Genomic DNA, 19,062 nt, shown 5'->3' with positions numbered 1-19,062 from the left:
CCACGTCATCGGCCCGCCGGTCTCCTCCGGACCCGGCGCCACACCGCCCCGGGCCGCCCGCTCCGACGGCTCGTCCGCACTCCGCTCACCTGACCCCACGTCATCCGGCACCCCCTCACCCCACCGCGCCCGCGCGCCCGTCGGCCCCACTGCCAGGCTCCCGCCCGGCGACCAGGTAGACCATCGGGTACCCGAAGTGCGACCCGTCGGGCAGCTCCATCGCGGAGCGGCCCACCGTCTCACCCGTCATCAGCACCTCGAACCCGGCCGCCGCGTACAGCCCGGCCAGCTCGGCCAGACTCATCCGCCGCGCCCGCAGCCCACTGGCGCCGACCGCCGCCATGCTGGCGGGCAGTGTGCCGAAGCGCGCCATCACCTCGCGCTGCGCCTCGTCCAGCCGGGGCGACATCTCGATGTCGAAGACCCGGCCCCGGGCCCCGGCCAGCTCGGCGACGGCGGCCAGCGCCGTCGGTCTGTCCCGCTCCTCGATCGCGTGCAGCACTCCGCGCAGGTGCACATGGGCGTCACCGATCCGGTCGTGCAGCGCCCGGGCCCCGGCCACATCGGTGATGTCCAGCTTCTCGTAGTCGACGTTGGGCGCCGGGTTGAGCCGCCGGGCCCGCTCGAGGGCGGCCTCGGCCACGTCCACCCCGACCACCGAGCGGAAGTCCCGGGCCAGATGACGAGTCAGCAGACCGTCGCCGCAGCCGAGATCGATCAGCGGGAGATCCGCCCCGAAGTAGGCGGCCCGGGCGGCGTGGAAGGGTGGCGCGGCCTCGGCGACGTCCCAATTCCAGGGCGGCTCGGAGACCGTGCCCTCGAGCACGCCCCGCCAGTACCGCTCCCAGGTCTTCTCGTCGTTGGTGAATTCACCCTGCTCGATGTCAGAGCGGCCCATGGCGGCCTCCCTCCGGATTCGGGTCCCCGCTCCCCCGAGCCCGGAGGAGCAGCCCGAAGCTAACAGCCCGTCAGCACACGAATCCAGAGAGATTCCACCAATGGCTCAACGACCGACGGCCGTTTCACCCGTTCGCTCACAGATCAAAAATGAAACCCACTCGTCCGAACGAAATATCCAACGCAAACTCCAACGGGATATCCAATGGAACATCCGCCGAGCAGGCCACCCGCCCCGCCGCTCAGGCCGTCCGCCGCAGCAGCGCCAGGTACATCGCGTCCGTCCCGTGCAGGTGCGGCCACAGCTGCACGTCCGGCCCGTCCCCGAGCCCGGGCAGCCCCGGCAGCAGCGGCCGGGCGTCGATCCACTCCAACCCGCTCGCTCCGCCGTCCGTCCGCAGCACGTCGTCCACCACCGCCCGGGTCTCGGCCAGGTGCGGCGAGCAGGTCGCGTAGCCGACGACCCCGCCGATCCGGGTGGCCGCGACGGCGGCGCGCAACAAGTCCCGCTGGAGCGGGCCGAAGCCGGCCACGTCCTCCGGGCGGCGGCGCCAGCGCGCCTCCGGCCGGCGGCGCAGCGCGCCGAGGCCCGAGCAGGGCACGTCGACCAGCACCCGGTCGAAGGCGGCCGGCTGCCAGGCCGCCTTGGTGCCGTCGGCGGCGATCACCGCGTACGGGCCGGGGTTGCCGTCCAGCGCGCGGGCCACCAGCCGGGCCCGGTGCGGCTGCTTCTCGCTCGCCACCAGCGCGGCGCCCCGCTCGGCGGCCAGCGCCCCGAGCAGCGCGGCCTTGCCGCCGGGGCCGGCGCAGCCGTCCAGCCAGAGCCGGTCCGGGCCGTCCAGCGGGGCGGCGGCCAGCGCGGCCGCGACCAGCTGGCTGCCCTCGTCCTGCACACCGACCCGGTTCTCCCGGACGGCGTCGAGGCCGCCCGGGTCGCCGCCCTCGGCGAGCCGCACGGCGTACGGCGACCAGCGCCCGGCCTGCGACTCGGGCAGCGCCTCCCGCAGCTCGGCCGCCGTGGCCCGCCCGGGGCGGGCGACGAGCGTCACCTCGGGGCGCTCGTTGTCGGCGCGCAGCAGTTCCTCGATCGCGGTGCGGCCCGAGGCGCCGGGCTGCCAGCGGCCGAGCGAGTCCCACAGCGCGGAGACGACCCAGCGCGGGTGGGAGTGCACGACGGCCAGGTGGTCCTCGGGGTCCTGGTCGTACGGCGGGGCGACCTGCTGCACCCAGGCGTCCAGGTCCTGCGAGCTGATCTTGCGCAGCACGGCGTTGACGAACTTGGCCCGCCCGTCGCCGAGCACCACCCGGGCCAGCTCGACGGTGGCCGAGACGGCGGCGTGCGTGGGTACCCGGGTGGCGAGCAGTTGGTGGGCGCCGAGCGAGAGCACGTCGAGCACCGGCGGGTCCACCTCGCGCAGCGGCCGGTCGATGCAGGCGGCGATGATCGCGTCGTAGGTGCCCTGCAGCCGCAGCGTGCCGTAGACCAGCTCGGTGGCCAGCGCGGCGTCCCGCCGGTCCATCCCCTTCTGCTCGGCCTCACGCAGCAGCGAGGGGAGGATCAGGTTGGCGTACGCGTCCCGCTCGTCCACCGCCCGCAGTGCCTTGAAGGCGACGATCCGGGCCGGGTCCTTCTTGGGGCGGCGGTGCGGGCGAGGGGGGCGCTTGGCGCTGGGGGTGGTCACGGGGTGCCTCGAAAAAGTGCTGACGGATTTACGGATTCACACACGAACTGAAAAACGGGAGGGCGCCTCAGCCGAGCCGCTCGCCGGACTCGATCCGGACCCCACGGGCCCAGTCTGCCGCGCGCATCGGCTTCTTGCCCTGCGGCTGCACCTCGCCGAGCTCGATCTCGTGGCTGCCGGTGCCGACCCGCACGCTGTTCTTGGCCACGGCCAGTTCGCCGGGCGCCAGCTCGCCCGCGCCGGTCAGCAGCTTCACCGGGCCGGAGAGCTTGAGCCGCTCCTCGCGGAAGAGGGTCCAGGCGCCCGGCGCGGGGGCGCAGCCGCGCACCAGCCGGTCGATCGCCAGCGCCGGGTGCTCCCAGGTGATCCGGGCGTCCTCGACATTGAGCTTCGGCGCCACCGTGACGCCCTCGGCCGGCTGGGGCACGGCCTGCAGCGAGCCGTCCTCGATGCCGTCCATGGTCGCGGTGAGCAGCCGGGCCCCGGCCACCGAGAGGCGGGTGAGCAGCTCACCACTGGTGTCGGTGGGGCGGACCTCCTCGGTCAGGATGCCGAAGACCGGGCCGGAGTCGAGGCCCTCGTCGATCCGGAAGGTCGAGGCGCCGGTCACCTCGTCGCCCGCGAGCACGGCGTGCTGCACGGGGGCGGCGCCGCGCCAGGCCGGCAGCAGCGAGAAGTGCAGGTTGACCCAGCCGTGCTTGGGGATCTCCAGCGCGCCCGGGCGCAGCAGCGCGCCGTAGGCGACCACCGGGCAGCAGTCGGGGGCCAGCTCGGTCAGCCGGGCCAGGAACTCCGGGTCGCTCGGCTTCGCGGGCTTGAGGATCTCGATCCCGGCCTCCTCGGCGCGCTGCGCGACGGGGCTCGCGACCAGCCGCCGCCCCCGCCCGGCGGGCGCGTCGGGGCGGGTGACCACGGCGACTACCTCGTGCCGCTCGGAGGCGATCAGGGCGTCGAGGGCCGGGACGGCCACCTCAGGAGTACCGGCGAAGACGAGACGCATGCAGAAGCCTTTCCGAAGGAGAAGAGGGGAACGGAGCAGTCAGCGGACGGCGCCGAAGGTGCTGTGCGGCGAGACCCGCACGGTCGGCGCGGGGCCCTCGCCCCAGTCCGCCTCCCGGATGGCCTTGAGCGCGGCCTTGCGGCGCTCCCTGTCCAGCCGGTCGATGAAGATGATGCCGTCCAGGTGGTCGGTCTCGTGCTGGATGCAGCGGGCCAGGATCTCGGTGCCCTCGATGGTCACCGGGTCGCCGTACATGTTGAAGCCCTTGGCGACCACGCCGAACGCGCGCTTGGTGTCGAAGCGCAGGCCGGGCAGCGAGAGGCAGCCCTCGGGGCCGTCCTGCTCCTCGTCCGTCAACTCCAGGTCGGGGTTGACCAGGTGGCCCACCTCGCCACCCACGTTGTAGGTGAACACCCGCAGCGAGACGCCGAGTTGGGGCGCGGCGAGGCCGGCGCCGGGGGCGTCCAGCATGGTGTCGGTCAGATCCTTGACCAGGGTGCGCAGTTCCTTGTCGAAGGTGGTGACGGGCCGGGCGGCGGTCCGCAGGACCGGGTCGCCGAAGATCCGGATCGGCTGGATCGGCATGGTGGCTGCTCCTGTCGACGGCGTCGGCGGGCGGGGTCCCGTCCACCGGGGAAGTCTATGCAATCCGCGGCGCCGGTTCGGACAGAGTCCTTCCTTCCGCTTTCTGGCATATCCCGTCTCCGACACCGCGCGTGACCCCGGCCCCTGCTCCCGCGTTGGTCAAGTGAGATTGACCGGGGCGTGGACCGCGCCCCGTCCGGCAGCACTCGACGGAGAGGTGGCACCAGGGCCATGGCCGAGCAGATCAACCACGACGCGCGGGCGAGGGCCAGCCTGCACCTGCTGGTGCGGGACATCGAACGGGTCCGGCGGCAGGTGGACGCGCTCCGCACCCTGACCGCCCAGCTCGGCAACGTCTACCGCCCCCGGCGGCCCAGCACCTCGGCCGGGTTCGTCGTCTACGGGCGGGCGCCCGCCCCCACCGTGCGGCTGGCCCAGGAGCTGCGGGAGAGCGTCGAGACCCTGGTCGGCGCTGCGGTCGAGTTCGACCGGGCGCTCGGCTTCTCCTGGGACTCGGTGGGCTCGGCCCTCGGCGTCACCAAGCAGGCGGTGCACCGCCGGTACGGCATGCGGCGCCAGGGCGCCGAACTGCTGGCCACCGCGGTGCCGGGCCCGGCCCGCGGCGAGGAGATCCCGGCCCAGCCCACCGCGGCCCCCGCCCTCGCCCGCGCCATCCCCGCCGCCCGCCAGGGCGGCCTCGACCGCCCGAACATTCCGCTCCGGGGATAAACAGCCACCTCCAGTTGCACTACCAGGGGCGCGAGGAACTGCGCCACCAGCCACCCCCGAACGGGTGCCCTGCCCCCACAGCTCCCCCGCGCCCCGGTAGGCAGTCCTATCCGATGTCCAAGGGATCGACCCGCACCTTCACCACCTCCGGCGTCCGCAGCGCCACCCGCGCCACCTGCGCCGCCTTGAGCGAGGCCGCCAACGCCGCCCCCTGCCCGGGCGCCACCCGTACCAACGCCCGCTCCATCTCCTCGCCCCGCACAGCGGAGACCGGCACCGGCCCCAGCACGTCCGCCCCCTCCGGCAGCCGCGCCAGCGCCAGCAGATCCGCGACCGCCGCCGGCGACCCCGTCACCGAGGCCATCCGGGACACCGGCGGGAACCGCAGCTCGGCCCGCTCCGCCAGCTCCAGCGCCGCGTGCCCGGCCTGGTCCCAGCGCACCAGCGCCTGCACCGGCCGCGCCGTCGGCTCGGCGACGACCACGACCACGCCCCCCTCCGAAGCCGGCCGCACCAGCGAGGCGGCGGCCGTCCACAGCCGCAGCGTCTCCTCCCCGGCCCGCAGATCGGGCCGGGTGAGCAGCGCCCAGCCGTCGAGCAGCAGCGCGGCGGCGTACCCGCCCTCGGCCACCGGCTCCGCCCCCGGCGTGGCGATGACCAGCGCGGGCTCCCCGGAGACCGCGGAGAGCACCGCGTCCCGCCCGGAGGTCCGCACCGGCACCCGGGGGAAGGCCTTGCCCAGCTCCTCCGCCGTCCGCCGTGCCCCCACCACCTGCGCCCGCAGCTGGAACGACCCGCACTCGGCGCAGTGCCACTCCGGCTCCTCCCGCCCGCACCAGGCGCAGACCAGCGCGCGCTCGCCCGAGACCGCCTCCAGCGGCCCCACGCACGCCCGGCAGCGCGCGGGGGTGCGGCAGCGCCCGCAGGCCAGCCTCGGCACATAGCCCCGCCGGGGCACCTGAACCAGGACCGGCCCCCGGGTGAGCGCCTCGTGCGCCGCCTCCCAGGCCGGCCGGGGCAGCCGGGCGGTCTGAGCGGCTGCGTCCCGCGCCTGGTCGAAGTCGGTCACGGTACGGACCCGGGGGGCCACCGCGCGCACCGTCTCCCGCTCGGCGGCCAGCGGCCGGGCCCAGCCGGTCCGCAGCAGCTGCGCCGCCTCGACCGTCACCGAGAGCCCGCCGAGCAGCACCGCCGCCCCCTCCTCGGCGGCCCGCAGCAGGGCCACCTCCCGGACGTGCGGGTGCGGCGCGCGCAGGTCGCTGTGGTTGGCGTCGCCGTCCGACCAGACCACCACCAGGCCGAGGTCCCGCACCGGGGCGAACATCGCGGCCCGGGTGCCGACGGCGGCGCGCACCGAGCCCCGGCTGACGCTGAGCCAGCGCCGGTAGCGCTCCTTGGGGCCGAGATCGGCCGCCAGCAGGGCGTGGTGCCCCGCGCCGAGCAGCCCGGTCAGCGCGGCGTCCACCCGGGCCGCCGCCTTGCCGTCCGGCAGCACCACCAGTGCGCCACGCCCGCCCGCGAGGGTCGCGGCCACGGCCCGGGCGATCTCCTCCGGCCAGGTCGGCCCGGGCAGCGCGGACCACACCGCGCGGGGCGCACCGCCCTCGGCGAGCGCCCTCAGATACTCGGGCCCCTGCGGGTACCGGCTCCAACTGCCGGGGCCCGGCGGAGCGAGGAGCGGCGGCGGCGCCGGCGAGGGTTCGGCCTCCGCCTGGGCGTGCCTCGGCGGCACGGCGAGCTGCAGCACATCGGCCAGCGTCCCCGCGTACCGGTCGGCGACCGTCCGGCACAGCCGCAGCAACTGCGGGCTCAGCACCGGCTCGGGCGAGAGCACCTGGGCGAGCGGCGCCAGCGGGCCCTTGTAGTCACTGCTCGCCAGCCGCTCGACCACGAACCCGTCGTGCAGCTCCCCGCCCTCCCGCCGCCCGGGCGCCACCACCCGCGCGCCGAACCGCACCCGCACCCGCACCCCGGGCCGGGCCTCCTCTGCCATCGTCGCGGGCACGGCGTAGTCGAAGTACTGGTCGAGATGGAGCAGCCCCTTGTCCACCACCACCCGCGCCACCGGCAACTCCTCCGCCAGCTGCGCCCCACGCCACGTCCGCGGCTTGGCCTTCCGCACCGTCTCCCGGATGAAGGCCAGCTGCTCACCGTCTCCGCTGCTCACGCGCCTAGTCTCTCGCACCGCTATGACAGCTCGGAGCAGCCACTTGGGGGCGCGGCACCCCTGAAACGGCGAACGGCGGCCACCCCCGCCAGGGGGCAGCCGCCGTCCGTCACAGCGAGAATCAGGCGCTGACGGCCTTCTTCAGGGCCTCGGCGCGGTCGGTCCGCTCCCAGGTGAAGTCGGCGTCCTCGCGGCCGAAGTGGCCGTACGCGGCGGTCTTGGCGTAGATCGGCCGCAGCAGGTCCAGGTCGCGGATGATCGCGGCCGGGCGGAGGTCGAACACCTCGGAGACGGCCTTCTGGATGTCCAGGACAGGCACGGTCTCGGTGCCGAAGGTCTCCACGAACAGACCCACCGGCTCGGCCTTGCCGATCGCGTAGGCGACCTGGACCTCGGCGCGGCGGGCCAGGCCCGCGGCGACGATGTTCTTGGCGACCCAGCGCATCGCGTACGCGGCCGAGCGGTCCACCTTGGACGGGTCCTTGCCCGAGAAGGCGCCGCCACCGTGGCGGGCCATGCCGCCGTAGGTGTCGATGATGATCTTGCGGCCGGTGAGGCCAGCGTCGCCCATCGGGCCGCCGATCTCGAAGCGGCCGGTCGGGTTGACCAGCAGGCGGTAACCCTCGGTGACGAGCTTGATGCCGTCCTCGGCGAGGCGCTTGAGCTCCGGCTCCACGACGAACTCGCGGATGTCCGGGGTCAGCAGCGAGTCGAGGTCGATGTCGCTCGCGTGCTGCGAGGAGACGACCACGGTGTCGAGGCGGACGGCCTTGTCACCGTCGTATTCGATGGTGACCTGGGTCTTGCCGTCGGGGCGCAGGTACGGGATGGTCCCGTTCTTGCGGACCTCGGACAGGCGCTTGGAGAGGCGGTGCGCCAGGGTGATCGGCAGCGGCATGAACTCGGGGGTCTCGTCCGACGCGTAGCCGAACATCAGGCCCTGGTCGCCGGCACCCTGCTTGTCGAGGTCATCCTCATCGCCCTCGACACGGGCCTCGTACGCGGTGTCGACACCCTGGGCGATGTCGGGCGACTGCGCGCCGATGGACACCGAGACGCCGCAGGAGGCGCCGTCGAAGCCCTTCTTCGACGAGTCGTAGCCGATCTCCAGGATCTTCTCGCGGACGAGCTGCGCGATCGGGGCGTACGCCTTGGTCGTCACCTCACCGGCGATGTGCACGAGGCCGGTGGTGATGAGCGTCTCCACGGCGACCCGGGAGGTCGGGTCGTCCTTGAGGAGGGCGTCGAGAATGGTGTCGCTGATCTGGTCAGCGATCTTGTCGGGGTGACCCTCGGTGACGGACTCCGAGGTGAACAGGCGGCGAGACACAGCGCTCCCTGGTGGTTGCAGCGGCTGCTGACTGAATGCCCCAGCTCACCCGGGGCATCCGGAAAGACTTGATGGTGTGGAGTGTAACCGTCAGGTCCGTGCCCGCGGCACTCCTTCTCCAAGCTTGGTCATCTTCGTGAGACGGGACACCCCCCTGGCCACCCCTGTCAGGAGCCCCCGCCCAGGCGTGCCACGACCGCGTCCCACACCGTGTCGGCCAGTGATTCCTTGGGTCCTTCGGGGATCTCGGTCTCCGAGCCGTCCGACCCGAGCAGCACCGCCGTGTTCACATCCTGCCCGAAGGCCTTACCCGAGCCCACCTCGTTGACGACCAGCAGATCGCAGCCCTTGCGGGCGAGCTTGGCCCGGCCGTTGGCGAGCACGTCGTCCGTCTCGGCGGCGAAGCCGACCACCAGCTGGCCGGGGCGGGCCCGGTTCGCGGAGAGCTCGGCCAGGATGTCGGGGTTGCGCACCAGGGTGACCGGCGCCGGGTCGACCCCGTCCTTCTTCTTGATCTTGCCGCTGGCGTACTCGGCGGGCCGGAAGTCGGCCACCGCGGCGGCCATCACCACCGCGTCGGCGTCGGCCACCGCCTTCAGCGCGGCCTCGCGCAGCTCCAGCGCGGTGGAGACGTGCACCACGTCCACCCCGGCCGGGTCCGGCAGGGTCGCGTTGGCGGAGAGCAGGGTGACCCGGGCCCCGCGGGCGGCCGCGGTGACGGCGAGCGCGTAGCCCTGCTTGCCCGAGGAGTGGTTGCCCAGGTAGCGGACCGGGTCCAGCGGCTCGCGGGTGCCGCCGGCGGAGATCACCACGTGCCGGCCGGCCAGGTCGGGCTCGCGGACGCCGCGGGCCAGCACCCGGCGGCAGGCCTCGAAGATCGCGCCCGGGTCGGGCAGCCGGCCCTTGCCGGTGTCGACGCCGGTCAGCCGGCCCACCGCTGGCTCGAGCACCACGGCGCCCCGGCGGCGCAGCGTGGCCACGTTCTCCTGGGTGGCCGGGTGCTCCCACATCTCGGTGTGCATCGCGGGGGCGAAGACGACGGGGCAGCGCGCGGTGAGCAGCGTGTTGGTGAGCAGGTCGTCGGCCAGGCCGTGCGCGGCCTTGGCCATCAGGTCGGCGGTGGCGGGGGCGACCACGACCAGGTCGGCCCGCTGGCCGATCCGCACGTGCGGCACCTCGTGCACGTTCTCCCAGGTCTCCACGGCGGCCGGGCGGCCGGAGAGCGCGGCCCAGGTCGCCTCGCCGACGAAGTGCAGCGCGGCGGCGGTGGGCACTACGGTGACCTGGTGTCCGGATTCGGTGAACCGGCGCAGCAGCTCGCAGGCCTTGTAGGCGGCGATGCCGCCGCTGACGCCGAGGACGACGCGCGGCGCGTCGGTCCGGTCCGTAGTCATGGTGGTCCTTACTCCTCCGGTGGGGCTCCCCGGCCACCCTACGGCCACTCAGATCCGCCCCGCACCATGGCCTGCGGCACACCGGAGAAGCGACGGCGCGAACGACGAAGGGCCCGCCGGACGTGATGTCCGGCGGGCCCTTCGGGGAGCGAGGGCTCAGGCGGCCTCGATGGCCTCGGCCGTGAGCATGCCCGCGTTGATCTCGCGCAGCGCGATCGACAGCGGCTTCTCGTGCACGTGGGTGTCGACCAGCGGGCCGACGTACTCGAGCAGGCCCTCACCGAGCTGCGAGTAGTACGCGTTGATCTGGCGGGCGCGCTTGGCCGCGTAGATCACCAGGCTGTACTTCGAGTCGGTGGCCTCGAGCAGCTCGTCGATCGGGGGGTTGATGATGCCCTCGGGCGCGGTCATGGAAGAGGACACGTGAAACCTTCCGAAAACGGTGACAGACAAGGAACTGATCAGATCATCCACACAGGCGACACAGTCACCCGCAGTGATCCGGTCAGACTACACCGAGCAAGGCTAGCAGCTCGTGCGTTACCTGCTCGACCGAGTGGTTGACAAGGGTCGTGTCGAACTCGCTCTCGGCCGCCAGCTCGACCTTCGCGGCCTCCAGCCTCCGGTCGATCACGTCCTGCGGTTCGGTGCCCCGGCCGGTGAGCCGGCGGACCAGCTCCTCCCAGCTCGGCGGAGCCAGGAAGACCAGCTGCGCCTCGGGCATCGACTCGCGCACCTGCCGGGCGCCCTGCAGATCGATCTCCAGGAGCACCGGCGAGCCGTTCTCCAGCTTCTCGAGCACCGCCTGCCGGGGGGTCCCGTAGCGGTTGCCGGCGAAGACGGCCCACTCGAGCAGCTCGCCGTTGGCGATCAGCTTGTCGAACTCGTCGTTGTCGACGAAGTAGTAATGGACCCCGTGCTGCTCGCCGGGCCTCGGGTGCCGGGTGGTGGCCGACACCGAGAGCCATGCCTCGGGATGCTGCTGCCTCATATGAGCGACGACCGTGCTCTTGCCGACCCCCGAAGGGCCGGAGAGCACGGTCAGCCGCGGACGTTCACTCATGCACCGATTATCCCGGATCGCGGACGATCCCGGGACCACGGGGGCCCCGATCGGCGCCCGATCAAGCAGCCGGAGTACCGAACTCCCGCTCCAGCGAAGCGATCTGGTTCGTTCCGAGACCCCGCACACGGCGGCTCTCGCTGATGCCCAGACGCTCCATGATCTGCTTGGCGCGGACCTTGCCCACGCCCGGAAGGCTCTCCAGAAGTGCGGAGACCTTCATCTTGCCGATGACCTCGTCATCGGACTTGCCCGCCTTGATCACGTCCTGGAGCGAGGCCCCGGAGTGCTTCAGCTTGTTCTTGACGTCGGCGCGCTTCCGGCGAGCTTCGGCGGCCTTGGCGAGCGCAGCAGTGCGCTGTTCAGGGGTCAGGGGCGGAAGAGCCACGCCGTTCACCTCAGGGTCTGGAAGGAAGGGATTGAGCTATGACTGGGTCGTGCCACGGACACCGGCCACAGGGGAGCCCACGGGCTCTGACCTGCGAGAGCAACGGTGTTCGCCGCCCTTCGATGACCTACCGCCGGACACTACCCAACTTGAGCCGCCACGTCAGGAAAAGAACACGAAAAGTCCTGGTCAGCCAAGGCCGACCAGGACTTTTCCGGGCAAATCAACCGCTCTACGGGGGCCTGGAGCGGCCCACTGTGACGGCCGTCACTTGGCCAGTACGGCCCCGATCTCCTCGACGAACCGCGCCGAGGCCGCCCGCAGTGCCGCCACCGAGGGGCCGTGCTTGAGCACGTCGCGGCTCACACTGGGCACCACGTTGCGCACCGAGTCGCCGAACACCCGGGGCAGGTCGGCGGCGGTCGCGCCCTGGGCGCCGACGCCGGGGGCCAGCAGCGGCCCGTTGATCGCCAGGTCCACCCCGGCCTCCTGGAGTGTGGCACCGACCACCGCGCCGAAGGAGCCGAGCGGCTCGGCGCCCCCGTTCTCCGCCGCCAGCTTGTGCAGGATGCTCTGGGCCACGCTCTCGCCGTCCGCGCCCACCGCCCGCTGCACCTCGTGCCCCTGCGGGTTGGAGGTGAGCGCCAGTACGAACAGGCCGCAGCCGCTGGCCCGGGCCAGGTCGACGGCCGGCTGGAGCGAGCCGAACCCGAGGTAGGGGCTGACCGTCAGCGCGTCCGAGAACAGCGGGCTGTCGATCGCCAGGAAGGTCTCGGCGTACGCGGCCATGGTCGAGTCGATGTCCCCGCGCTTGGCGTCCATCAGCACCAGGGCGCCCGCCGACCGGGCCTCCGACACCGTGCGTTCCAGGACGGCCACGCCCTTGCTTCCGAAGCGCTCGAAGAAGGCCGCCTGCGGCTTGAGCACGGCGACCTCCCCGGCCAGCGCCTCCACCACGGTCAGGCTGAACCGCTCCAGGCCGGCCAGGTCGTCGCCCAGGCCCCAGGCGTTCAGCAGCGAGGCGTGCGGGTCGATGCCGACGCACAGCTGGCCGCGGGCGTCGAGGGCCTGGCGCAGCCGGACGCCGAAGGGAGCGAGGGTGCCGAAGGGGGCAGGAGACATGTCGGCCTTTCAGGCAGTGACGGGACGGTGGGCGTACCCCACCGCATCGGTGTACTTCGCGAAACCCCGGGCCGCCAGCTCGCCGCGCAGCTCGTCGAGGATGCGCAGCGGGGCGGCGGGGTCGTGGAACAGCGTGGTGCCGACGGCGACGCCGCTCGCGCCCGCCATGGCGAACTCCAGCGCGTCCCGTCCGGTCCGGATGCCGCCCATGCCGAGGATCGGCACCGGCGGGATGCGTCCGGCGGCCATCGCCGCGTGCACCTGGTGGACGCAGCGCACGGCGATCGGCCGGACGGCGGGCCCGGACAGCCCGCCGGTGCCGCCCGCGAGCACGGGGCGGCCGGTGTCCAGGTCGATGACCAGCCCGAGGGTGGTGTTGATCATGGACAGACCGTCCGCGCCCGCCTCCACGCAGGCGGCGGCGATCTCGGTGATCGAGGTGACGTCCGGCGAGAGCTTGGCATAGACCGGCAGCGCGCTGTCCGTCACCTCCCTGGTGGCCCGGACCACGTCGTACGAGGTGGCCGGGTTGCAGGCGAAGACCAGGCCCCGGTCGGCGACGTTCGGGCAGGAGATGTTGACCTCCAGGCCGATCACCCCGGGCTGCCCGTTCAGCTGCTCGGCGACCTCGACGAACTCCTCGAGCCGGGAGCCGGCGATCGAGACCAGCACCCGGGCCCCGCGCTCGGCGAGCCAGGGCAGCTCCTGCTGGACGAAGGCGGCCACGCCCGCACCCTGCAGCCCGATCCCGTTCAGCATCCCGGACGGCGTCTCGGCCATCCGAGGCGTGGCCAGGCCGGAGCGGGGGTACGGCATGATCGTCTTGGTGGTGACCGAGCCCAGCGCGTCCAGCGGTACGAACTTGGCCAGCTCCCGGCCGTACCCGGCGCAGCCGGAGGCGGTGGTGAGCGGGTTCGGCAGGGTCAGCGGGCCGAACGGCACGCTCAGGTCGACGTCCTGAGGCTCCATCAGGCACTCACCCCCATCGCCCCGGCCCCCTCCAGATCGGGCGGCACGGTGCCGATGTCCGCCCAGCGCACCCGCGCCCCGTCGAAGACCGGGCCGTCGGTGCAGGACCGGACGAAGCGGCTCACGCCGTCCTCGCCGACCACCGGCAGCACACAGGTCATGCAGACGCCGACGCCGCAGGCCATCGCCTCCTCCACCGCCGTGTGGCAGCGGGCGCCGCGCTCGACGGCGATCGCGGTGACGGCGGCCAGCATGCCCATCGGGCCGCAGGCGTAGACCACGGTGGCGTCGATGGCGTCCATCGCCTGCGCGAGGACGCTGGGACGGCTGGGCCCCTCCTGTCCGTCGCCGGGCAAGGAGGGCGGCTCGGTGACCAGGCCCGGCAGGCCGGCCGAACCGTCCTCGGTCACCACCAGCACGTCCTGGGTCAGCTCCTGGGCGAGCTCGACCCCGTACAGCCGCTCGGCGGTCGAGGCGCCGAGGATGAACCCGACCTGCCCGCCGCGCCGGCGGATCTCCTCCGCCAGCGCGAACAGCGGCGCGCTCCCGTACCCCCAGGCCACCAGCAGCGCACTCACCGGGCCCTCGGGCACCGGGAACGGCGTCCCGAGCGGGGCGATCAGGCTCAGCCGGTCCCCCGGCCCGGCCTTCGCCAGCTCCTTCGTCCCGGCCCCGTGCTCGGCGACCACCAGCTCGACCGTCCCCGCCGCCGCGTCCGCCCGGTGGATCGAGAACGCCCGCCGCAGCAGCAGCTCCGACGGCCCGCCGAGGGCCAGCGTCGCGAAGTGCCCCGCCCGCACCCTGGCCGCCGCCTCCGGCGCCACCAGCACGAGCCGGTGATACACCCCCTCCAGCTCGTTGGAGAGAACCTCCGCCTCCCCCACCACCGGATGAGCCATACCGACCACCTCTCGCCTAGCGTTACGGCGCCTTACTCTCTGCACTAATCTGCTGCACTCTGCCACACCATGCACCACCAGGGGCGCGGGGGACGGCGCGGCCGACCACTCTCGCGCCGCAGTCACACTCCGTGCTCCCGTTGGACCCTAGGGGCTGTCTGACAATTCCCGCCGGGTCCGGCCCGCCCCGCACGCACTCTCGCCGCACGGCCGAAACGCCCAAGTAGCTCCGCTACGAGGGCGTTCCTGCCGCACGCCGATAGCACGCACGAAGGGGGCACCTCCCGGCCGAAGGCTGGGGGAGACCCGGCCTGATCCGACGCGAATTGTCAGACAGCCCCTAGCCGCGAACGGCGGAGCCGACCGCCTCGCCGATCGACGCGAACCCGCTCGCCCGCAGCCGGGCCGACAGGCCCTTGTGCACGCGTCGCATCCAGAACGGCCCCTCGTAGATGAAGGCGCTGTACCCCTGCACCAGATCGGCCCCGTGGATGATCCGCTGCCAGGCGTCCTCCGCCGTCTCGATGCCGCCCACGGCCACCAGCGTCAGCCGGCCCTCGGTGCGGGCGCGCAGGCGCTGCAGCACCGCCAGCGACCGGGCCTTGAGCGGCGCGCCGGAGAGCCCGCCCATCCCGATCTCCTCGATCCGCTCGGCGGAGGCGGTCAGCCCCTCCCGCCCGATCGTGGTGTTGGTGCAGATGATCCCGTCCAGGCCCAGGTGCAGCGCCATGTCCGCGATCTCGTCGATGTCCTCGTCCGCGAGGTCCGGCGCGATCTTCACCAGCAGCGGCACGTGGTGCGAGGTGGCCCGGTCGGCCGCCTGGCGGACGTCCCACAGCAGCGGCCCGAGCGTCTGCACGGCCTGGAGGTTGCGCAGCCCCGGCGTGTTCGGCGAGCTCACGTTGACGACCAGGTAGTCGGCGTACTGCGCCAGCCGCTCGGTCGACTTCACGTAGTCGGCGGTCGCGTCGGCCTCGTCCACGACCTTGGTCTTGCCGATGTTGACGCCGATCACCGGGGTGAGGCTGGTGTGCGGGCGGGCGGCCAGCCGGGCGGCGACCCGCTCGGAGCCCTGGTTGTTGAAGCCCATCCGGTTGATCAGCGCGCGGTCCTCGACCAGGCGGAACAGCCGGGGCGCCGGGTTGCCGGACTGCGCCTCACCGGTGATGGTGCCGATCTCGACGAAGTCGAAGCCCAGCATCGCGAGGCCGTCGATCCCGACGCCGTTCTTGTCGAAGCCGGCCCCGAGCCCGAACGGCCCCGGCAGGTCCAGCCCCAGCGCGGTGGTCCGCAGCGCCCGGTCCTGCGGCGCGAGCACCTTCTTCACCAGCTGGCGCAGCCCCGGCACCGAGGCGGCCAGCCGGATCCAGAAGAACGCCAGGTGGTGGGCCTTCTCCGGGTCCATCTTCTTGAACACGAGATCGAACAGCAGCTTGTACAAGGTCTCTCTGGCCTCTCTAGCCTCTCCGGCACCGGGCATGGGTATGGGGGGCACCGTTGGCGCTGGTGCCCCCCACTAGGGTCTGGCTACTTCCGGCCCGCGTTGATGAGCGCCGCGTGCTCCTGCAGCGACCTCACCCCGACCTCGCCGCGCAGCAGCGCGTCGATGCCCTGGACGGCCGCGCCCATCGCCTGCACGGTGGTCAGGCACGGCACGCCGCGCGAGACGGCCGCGGTGCGGATCTCGTAGCCGTCCATCCGGCCGCCGGTGCCGTACGGGGTGTTGATGATCAGATCGACCTCGCCGCCGTGGATCAGCTGCACGATGGTCTGCTCACCGTTCGGGCCCTCGCCCTCGGAGTGCTTGCGCACCACGGTGGAGGGGATGCCCGCCCGCTGCAGCACCTCGGCGGTGCCGGAGGTGGCCAGCACCTCGAAGCCCTGGTCGACCAGCGCCCGGGCCGGGAAGACCAGGTTGCGCTTGTCGCGGTTGGCGACCGAGACGAAGACCTTGCCCTTGGTCGGCAGCGCGCCGTACGCACCGGACTGCGCCTTGGCGTACGCCGTGCCGAAGACCGAGTCGATGCCCATGACCTCACCGGTCGAGCGCATCTCCGGGCCGAGCACGGTGTCGACGCCGCGCCCGTGGATGTCGCGGAAGCGGCTCCACGGCATCACGGCCTCCTTGACCGAGATCGGGCAGTCGGCCGGCAGCGTGCCGCCGTCGCCCTCGGCCGGGAGCATGCCCTCGGCGCGCAGCTCGGCGATGGTGGCGCCGAGCGAGATCCGGGCCGCGGCCTTGGCCAGCGGCACCGCCGTGGCCTTGGAGGTGAACGGGACGGTGCGCGAGGCGCGCGGGTTCGCCTCGAGGACGTAGAGGATGTCGCCGGAGAGGGCGAACTGGATGTTGATCAGACCGCGCACGCCGACACCGCGCGCGATGGCCTCGGTGGAGGTCCGCAGGCGCTTGATGTCGAAGCCGCCCAGCGTGATCGGCGGCAGGGCGCAGGCCGAGTCGCCGGAGTGGATGCCGGCCTCCTCGATGTGCTCCATCACGCCGCCGAGGTAGAGCTCCTCGCCGTCGAAGAGCGCGTCGACGTCGATCTCCACCGCGTCGTCCAGGAAGCGGTCGATCAGCACCGGGTGCTCGGAGATGAGCCCGGCGTGCCGCTCGAGGTAGGAGGCCAGCGAGGCCTCGTCGTAGACGATCTCCATGCCGCGGCCGCCGAGCACGTACGACGGGCGGGCGAGCACCGGGTAGCCGATCTCGTCCGCGATCGCCTTGGCCTCCTCGAAGGAGAAGGCGGTGCCGTGCTTGGGGGCCGGCAGGCTGGCGTCGCGCAGCACGCGGCCGAAGGCGCCGCGCTCCTCGGCGAGGTCGATCGCCTCGGGCTGGGTGCCGACGATCGGCACGCCGTTGTCCTTGAGCGCCTGGGCCAGGCCCAGCGGGGTCTGGCCGCCGAGCTGCACGAGCACACCGGCGACGGGGCCGGCCAGCGTCTCCGCGTGCACGATCTCCAGCACGTCCTCCAGGGTGAGCGGCTCGAAGTAGAGCCGGTCGGAGGTGTCGTAGTCGGTGGAGACGGTCTCGGGGTTGCAGTTGACCATCACGGTCTCGTACCCGGCGTCGGCCAGCGCGAAGGAGGCGTGCACGCAGGAGTAGTCGAACTCGATGCCCTGGCCGATGCGGTTCGGGCCCGAGCCGAGGATGATCACGGCGGGCTTGGTGCGCGGCGCGACCTCGCTCTCCTCGTCGTAGGACGAGTAGAAGTACGGGGTCTTGGCGGCGAACTCGGCGGCGCAGGTGTCGACGGTCTTGAACACCGGGCGGATGCCCAGCGCGTGCCGCACCTCGCGGACCACGTCGGTGCGCAGGCCGCGGATCTCACCGATCTGCAGATCGGAGAAGCCGTGGCGCTTGGCGTGGAGCAGCAGCTCGGGGTCGAGCTTCTCGGCCTCGGCCAGCTCGGCGGCGATCTCGTGGATCAGGAAGAGCTGGTCGACGAACCACGGGTCGATCTTGGTGAACTCGAAGACCTCCTCCGCCGTGGCACCGGCCCGGATGGCGTCCATCACGGTGTTGATCCGGCCATCGGTCGGCACGACCGCCTTGGCCAGCAGCTCGGCCTTGTCGCCCACCTCGCCGGTGAAGGAGAACTGCGAGCCCTTCTTCTCCAGCGAGCGCAGCGCCTTCTGCAGCGCCTCGGGGAAGTTGCGGCCCATCGCCATGGCCTCGCCGACCGACTTCATGGTGGTGGTCAGCGTCGCGTCGGCGCTCGGGAACTTCTCGAACGCGAACCGCGGGACCTTCACCACGACGTAGTCGAGCGTCGGCTCGAAGGAGGCCGGGGTCTGCTCGGTGATGTCGTTCGGGATCTCGTCCAGCGTGTAGCCGACCGCGAGCTTCGCGGCGATCTTGGCGATCGGGAAGCCGGTGGCCTTCGACGCCAGCGCGGAGGAGCGCGAGACACGCGGGTTCATCTCGATGACGATGACCCGGCCGTCCTCGGGGTTCACCGCGAACTGGATGTTGCAGCCGCCGGTGTCGACGCCGACCTCGCGGATCACGGCGATGCCGATGTCACGCAGGATCTGGTACTCGCGGTCGGTCAGCGTCATCGCCGGGGCGACGGTGATCGAGTCACCGGTGTGCACGCCCATCGGGTCGAAGTTCTCGATGGAGCAGACGACCACGACGTTGTCGTGCTTGTCGCGCATCAGCTCCAGCTCGTACTCCTTCCAGCCGAGGATGGACTCCTCCAGGAGCACCTCGGTGGTCGGCGAGAGGGTCAGGCCCTGGCCGGCGATCCGGCGCAGGTCCTCCTCGTTGTGCGCGAAGCCGGAGCCGGCGCCGCCCATGGTGAAGGAGGGGCGGACCACGACGGGGTAGCCGCCGAGGGTCTCGACGCCCGCGAGGACGTCCTCCATCGAGTGGCAGATCACCGAGCGGGCGGACTCGCCGTGGCCGATCTTGGCGTTGACGGCCTCGACCACGCCCTTGAACAGCTCGCGGTCCTCGCCCTTGTTGATCGACTCGACGTTGGCGCCGATCAGCTCGACCTCGTACTTCGCCAGCACGCCGTTGGCGTCCAGCGAGATCGCGGTGTTGAGCGCGGTCTGGCCGCCCAGGGTCGGCAGGAGGGCGTCGGGGCGCTCCTTGGCGATGATCTTCTCGACGAACTCGGGGGTGATCGGCTCGACGTAGGTGGCGTCGGCGATCTCCGGGTCCGTCATGATCGTCGCGGGGTTCGAGTTGACCAGGATGACCCGCAGGCCCTCGGCCTTCAGCACCCGGCAGGCCTGGGTGCCGGAGTAGTCGAACTCGGCGGCCTGGCCGATGACGATCGGGCCGGAGCCGATCACCAGGACGGACTTGATGTCAGTGCGCTTCGGCACG

16 protein-coding genes are annotated in these 19,062 nt (G+C 72.5%); 1 reads left to right on the top strand and 15 read right to left on the bottom strand.

Features of this window, described 5'->3' with window-relative positions; translation table 11 throughout:
• Positions 1 to 115: 115 nt before the first annotated feature.
• From ABT095_RS26295 to def, 4 genes are all read right to left on the bottom strand, one after another.
• Positions 116 to 898 (bottom strand): class I SAM-dependent methyltransferase, encoded by a 783-nt coding sequence (locus ABT095_RS26295; RefSeq protein WP_350531977.1) that lies wholly within the window; start codon positions 896 to 898, stop codon positions 116 to 118.
• Positions 899 to 1,139: 241 nt separating this feature from the next.
• A complete protein-coding gene (locus ABT095_RS26290) occupies positions 1,140 to 2,579 on the bottom strand; it encodes an RsmB/NOP family class I SAM-dependent RNA methyltransferase (RefSeq protein WP_350531976.1) in 1,440 nt (479 codons plus the stop codon).
• A 67-nt stretch (positions 2,580 to 2,646) separates the two neighbouring features.
• The gene (gene fmt, locus ABT095_RS26285) at positions 2,647 to 3,579 is read right to left on the bottom strand and encodes a methionyl-tRNA formyltransferase (protein WP_350531975.1); all 933 of its coding nucleotides are present in this window, start codon (positions 3,577 to 3,579) and stop codon (positions 2,647 to 2,649) included.
• Between the two features lie 39 nt (positions 3,580 to 3,618).
• Positions 3,619 to 4,164 carry a peptide deformylase gene (gene def, locus ABT095_RS26280; RefSeq protein ID WP_350531974.1) on the bottom strand — a complete coding sequence of 182 codons (546 nt, stop codon included), beginning with the start codon at positions 4,162 to 4,164 and terminating at the stop codon, positions 3,619 to 3,621.
• Between the two features lie 231 nt (positions 4,165 to 4,395).
• Between def and ABT095_RS26275 the strand changes: the two genes are divergently transcribed.
• Entirely contained in the window at positions 4,396 to 4,893 is a 498-nt protein-coding gene (locus tag ABT095_RS26275) for a hypothetical protein (protein WP_350531973.1), read from the top strand.
• 106 nt (positions 4,894 to 4,999) lie between these two features.
• Here ABT095_RS26275 and ABT095_RS26270 read toward each other — a convergent pair whose 3' ends face one another.
• The 11 genes from ABT095_RS26270 to carB all read right to left on the bottom strand — a co-directional run bounded on the left by ABT095_RS26270 (position 5,000) and on the right by carB (position 19,061).
• Positions 5,000 to 7,060 carry a primosomal protein N' gene (locus ABT095_RS26270; protein WP_350531972.1) on the bottom strand — a complete coding sequence of 687 codons (2,061 nt, stop codon included), beginning with the start codon at positions 7,058 to 7,060 and terminating at the stop codon, positions 5,000 to 5,002.
• A gap of 121 nt (positions 7,061 to 7,181) precedes the next feature.
• A complete protein-coding gene (gene metK / locus ABT095_RS26265) occupies positions 7,182 to 8,390 on the bottom strand; it encodes a methionine adenosyltransferase (RefSeq protein ID WP_350531971.1) in 1,209 nt (402 codons plus the stop codon).
• Positions 8,391 to 8,557: 167 nt separating this feature from the next.
• Complete coding sequence (gene coaBC / locus ABT095_RS26260) at positions 8,558 to 9,784, bottom strand: bifunctional phosphopantothenoylcysteine decarboxylase/phosphopantothenate--cysteine ligase CoaBC (RefSeq protein ID WP_350531970.1); 1,227 nt, start codon at positions 9,782 to 9,784, stop codon at positions 8,558 to 8,560.
• Positions 9,785 to 9,940: 156 nt separating this feature from the next.
• On the bottom strand, positions 9,941 to 10,207 hold the full coding sequence (rpoZ, locus tag ABT095_RS26255; protein WP_030240625.1) for a DNA-directed RNA polymerase subunit omega: 267 nt from the start codon (positions 10,205 to 10,207) through the stop codon (positions 9,941 to 9,943).
• Positions 10,208 to 10,289: 82 nt separating this feature from the next.
• Complete coding sequence (gene gmk / locus ABT095_RS26250; protein ID WP_350531969.1) at positions 10,290 to 10,847, bottom strand: guanylate kinase; 558 nt, start codon at positions 10,845 to 10,847, stop codon at positions 10,290 to 10,292.
• Positions 10,848 to 10,908: 61 nt separating this feature from the next.
• Positions 10,909 to 11,235: an integration host factor, actinobacterial type gene (mihF, locus tag ABT095_RS26245; RefSeq protein ID WP_104820664.1), complete on the bottom strand. Its 327-nt coding sequence runs from the start codon at positions 11,233 to 11,235 to the stop codon at positions 10,909 to 10,911.
• A 267-nt stretch (positions 11,236 to 11,502) separates the two neighbouring features.
• Entirely contained in the window at positions 11,503 to 12,357 is an 855-nt protein-coding gene (gene pyrF, locus ABT095_RS26240) for an orotidine-5'-phosphate decarboxylase (RefSeq protein ID WP_350531968.1), read from the bottom strand.
• 9 nt (positions 12,358 to 12,366) lie between these two features.
• Complete coding sequence (locus ABT095_RS26235; RefSeq protein WP_350531967.1) at positions 12,367 to 13,326, bottom strand: dihydroorotate dehydrogenase; 960 nt, start codon at positions 13,324 to 13,326, stop codon at positions 12,367 to 12,369.
• Positions 13,326 to 14,225, bottom strand: coding sequence for a dihydroorotate dehydrogenase electron transfer subunit (locus ABT095_RS26230; protein ID WP_350531966.1), 900 nt, complete (start codon positions 14,223 to 14,225; stop codon positions 13,326 to 13,328). Before ABT095_RS26230 ends, ABT095_RS26235 begins: the two co-directional genes overlap by 1 nt.
• Before the next feature lie 340 nt (positions 14,226 to 14,565).
• A complete protein-coding gene (locus ABT095_RS26225) occupies positions 14,566 to 15,666 on the bottom strand; it encodes a quinone-dependent dihydroorotate dehydrogenase (RefSeq protein WP_350531965.1) in 1,101 nt (366 codons plus the stop codon).
• 86 nt (positions 15,667 to 15,752) lie between these two features.
• Positions 15,753 to 19,061, bottom strand: coding sequence for a carbamoyl-phosphate synthase large subunit (gene carB / locus ABT095_RS26220; RefSeq protein WP_350531964.1), 3,309 nt, complete (start codon positions 19,059 to 19,061; stop codon positions 15,753 to 15,755).
• Position 19,062 lies beyond the last annotated feature (1 nt).

This window comes from Kitasatospora sp. NPDC002227 (genome assembly GCF_040296285.1).
Taxonomy (GTDB): domain Bacteria; phylum Actinomycetota; class Actinomycetes; order Streptomycetales; family Streptomycetaceae; genus Kitasatospora.
The sequence above is the reverse complement of the archived record's forward strand: the minus strand, read 5'-3'. Positions and strand labels throughout refer to the sequence as shown.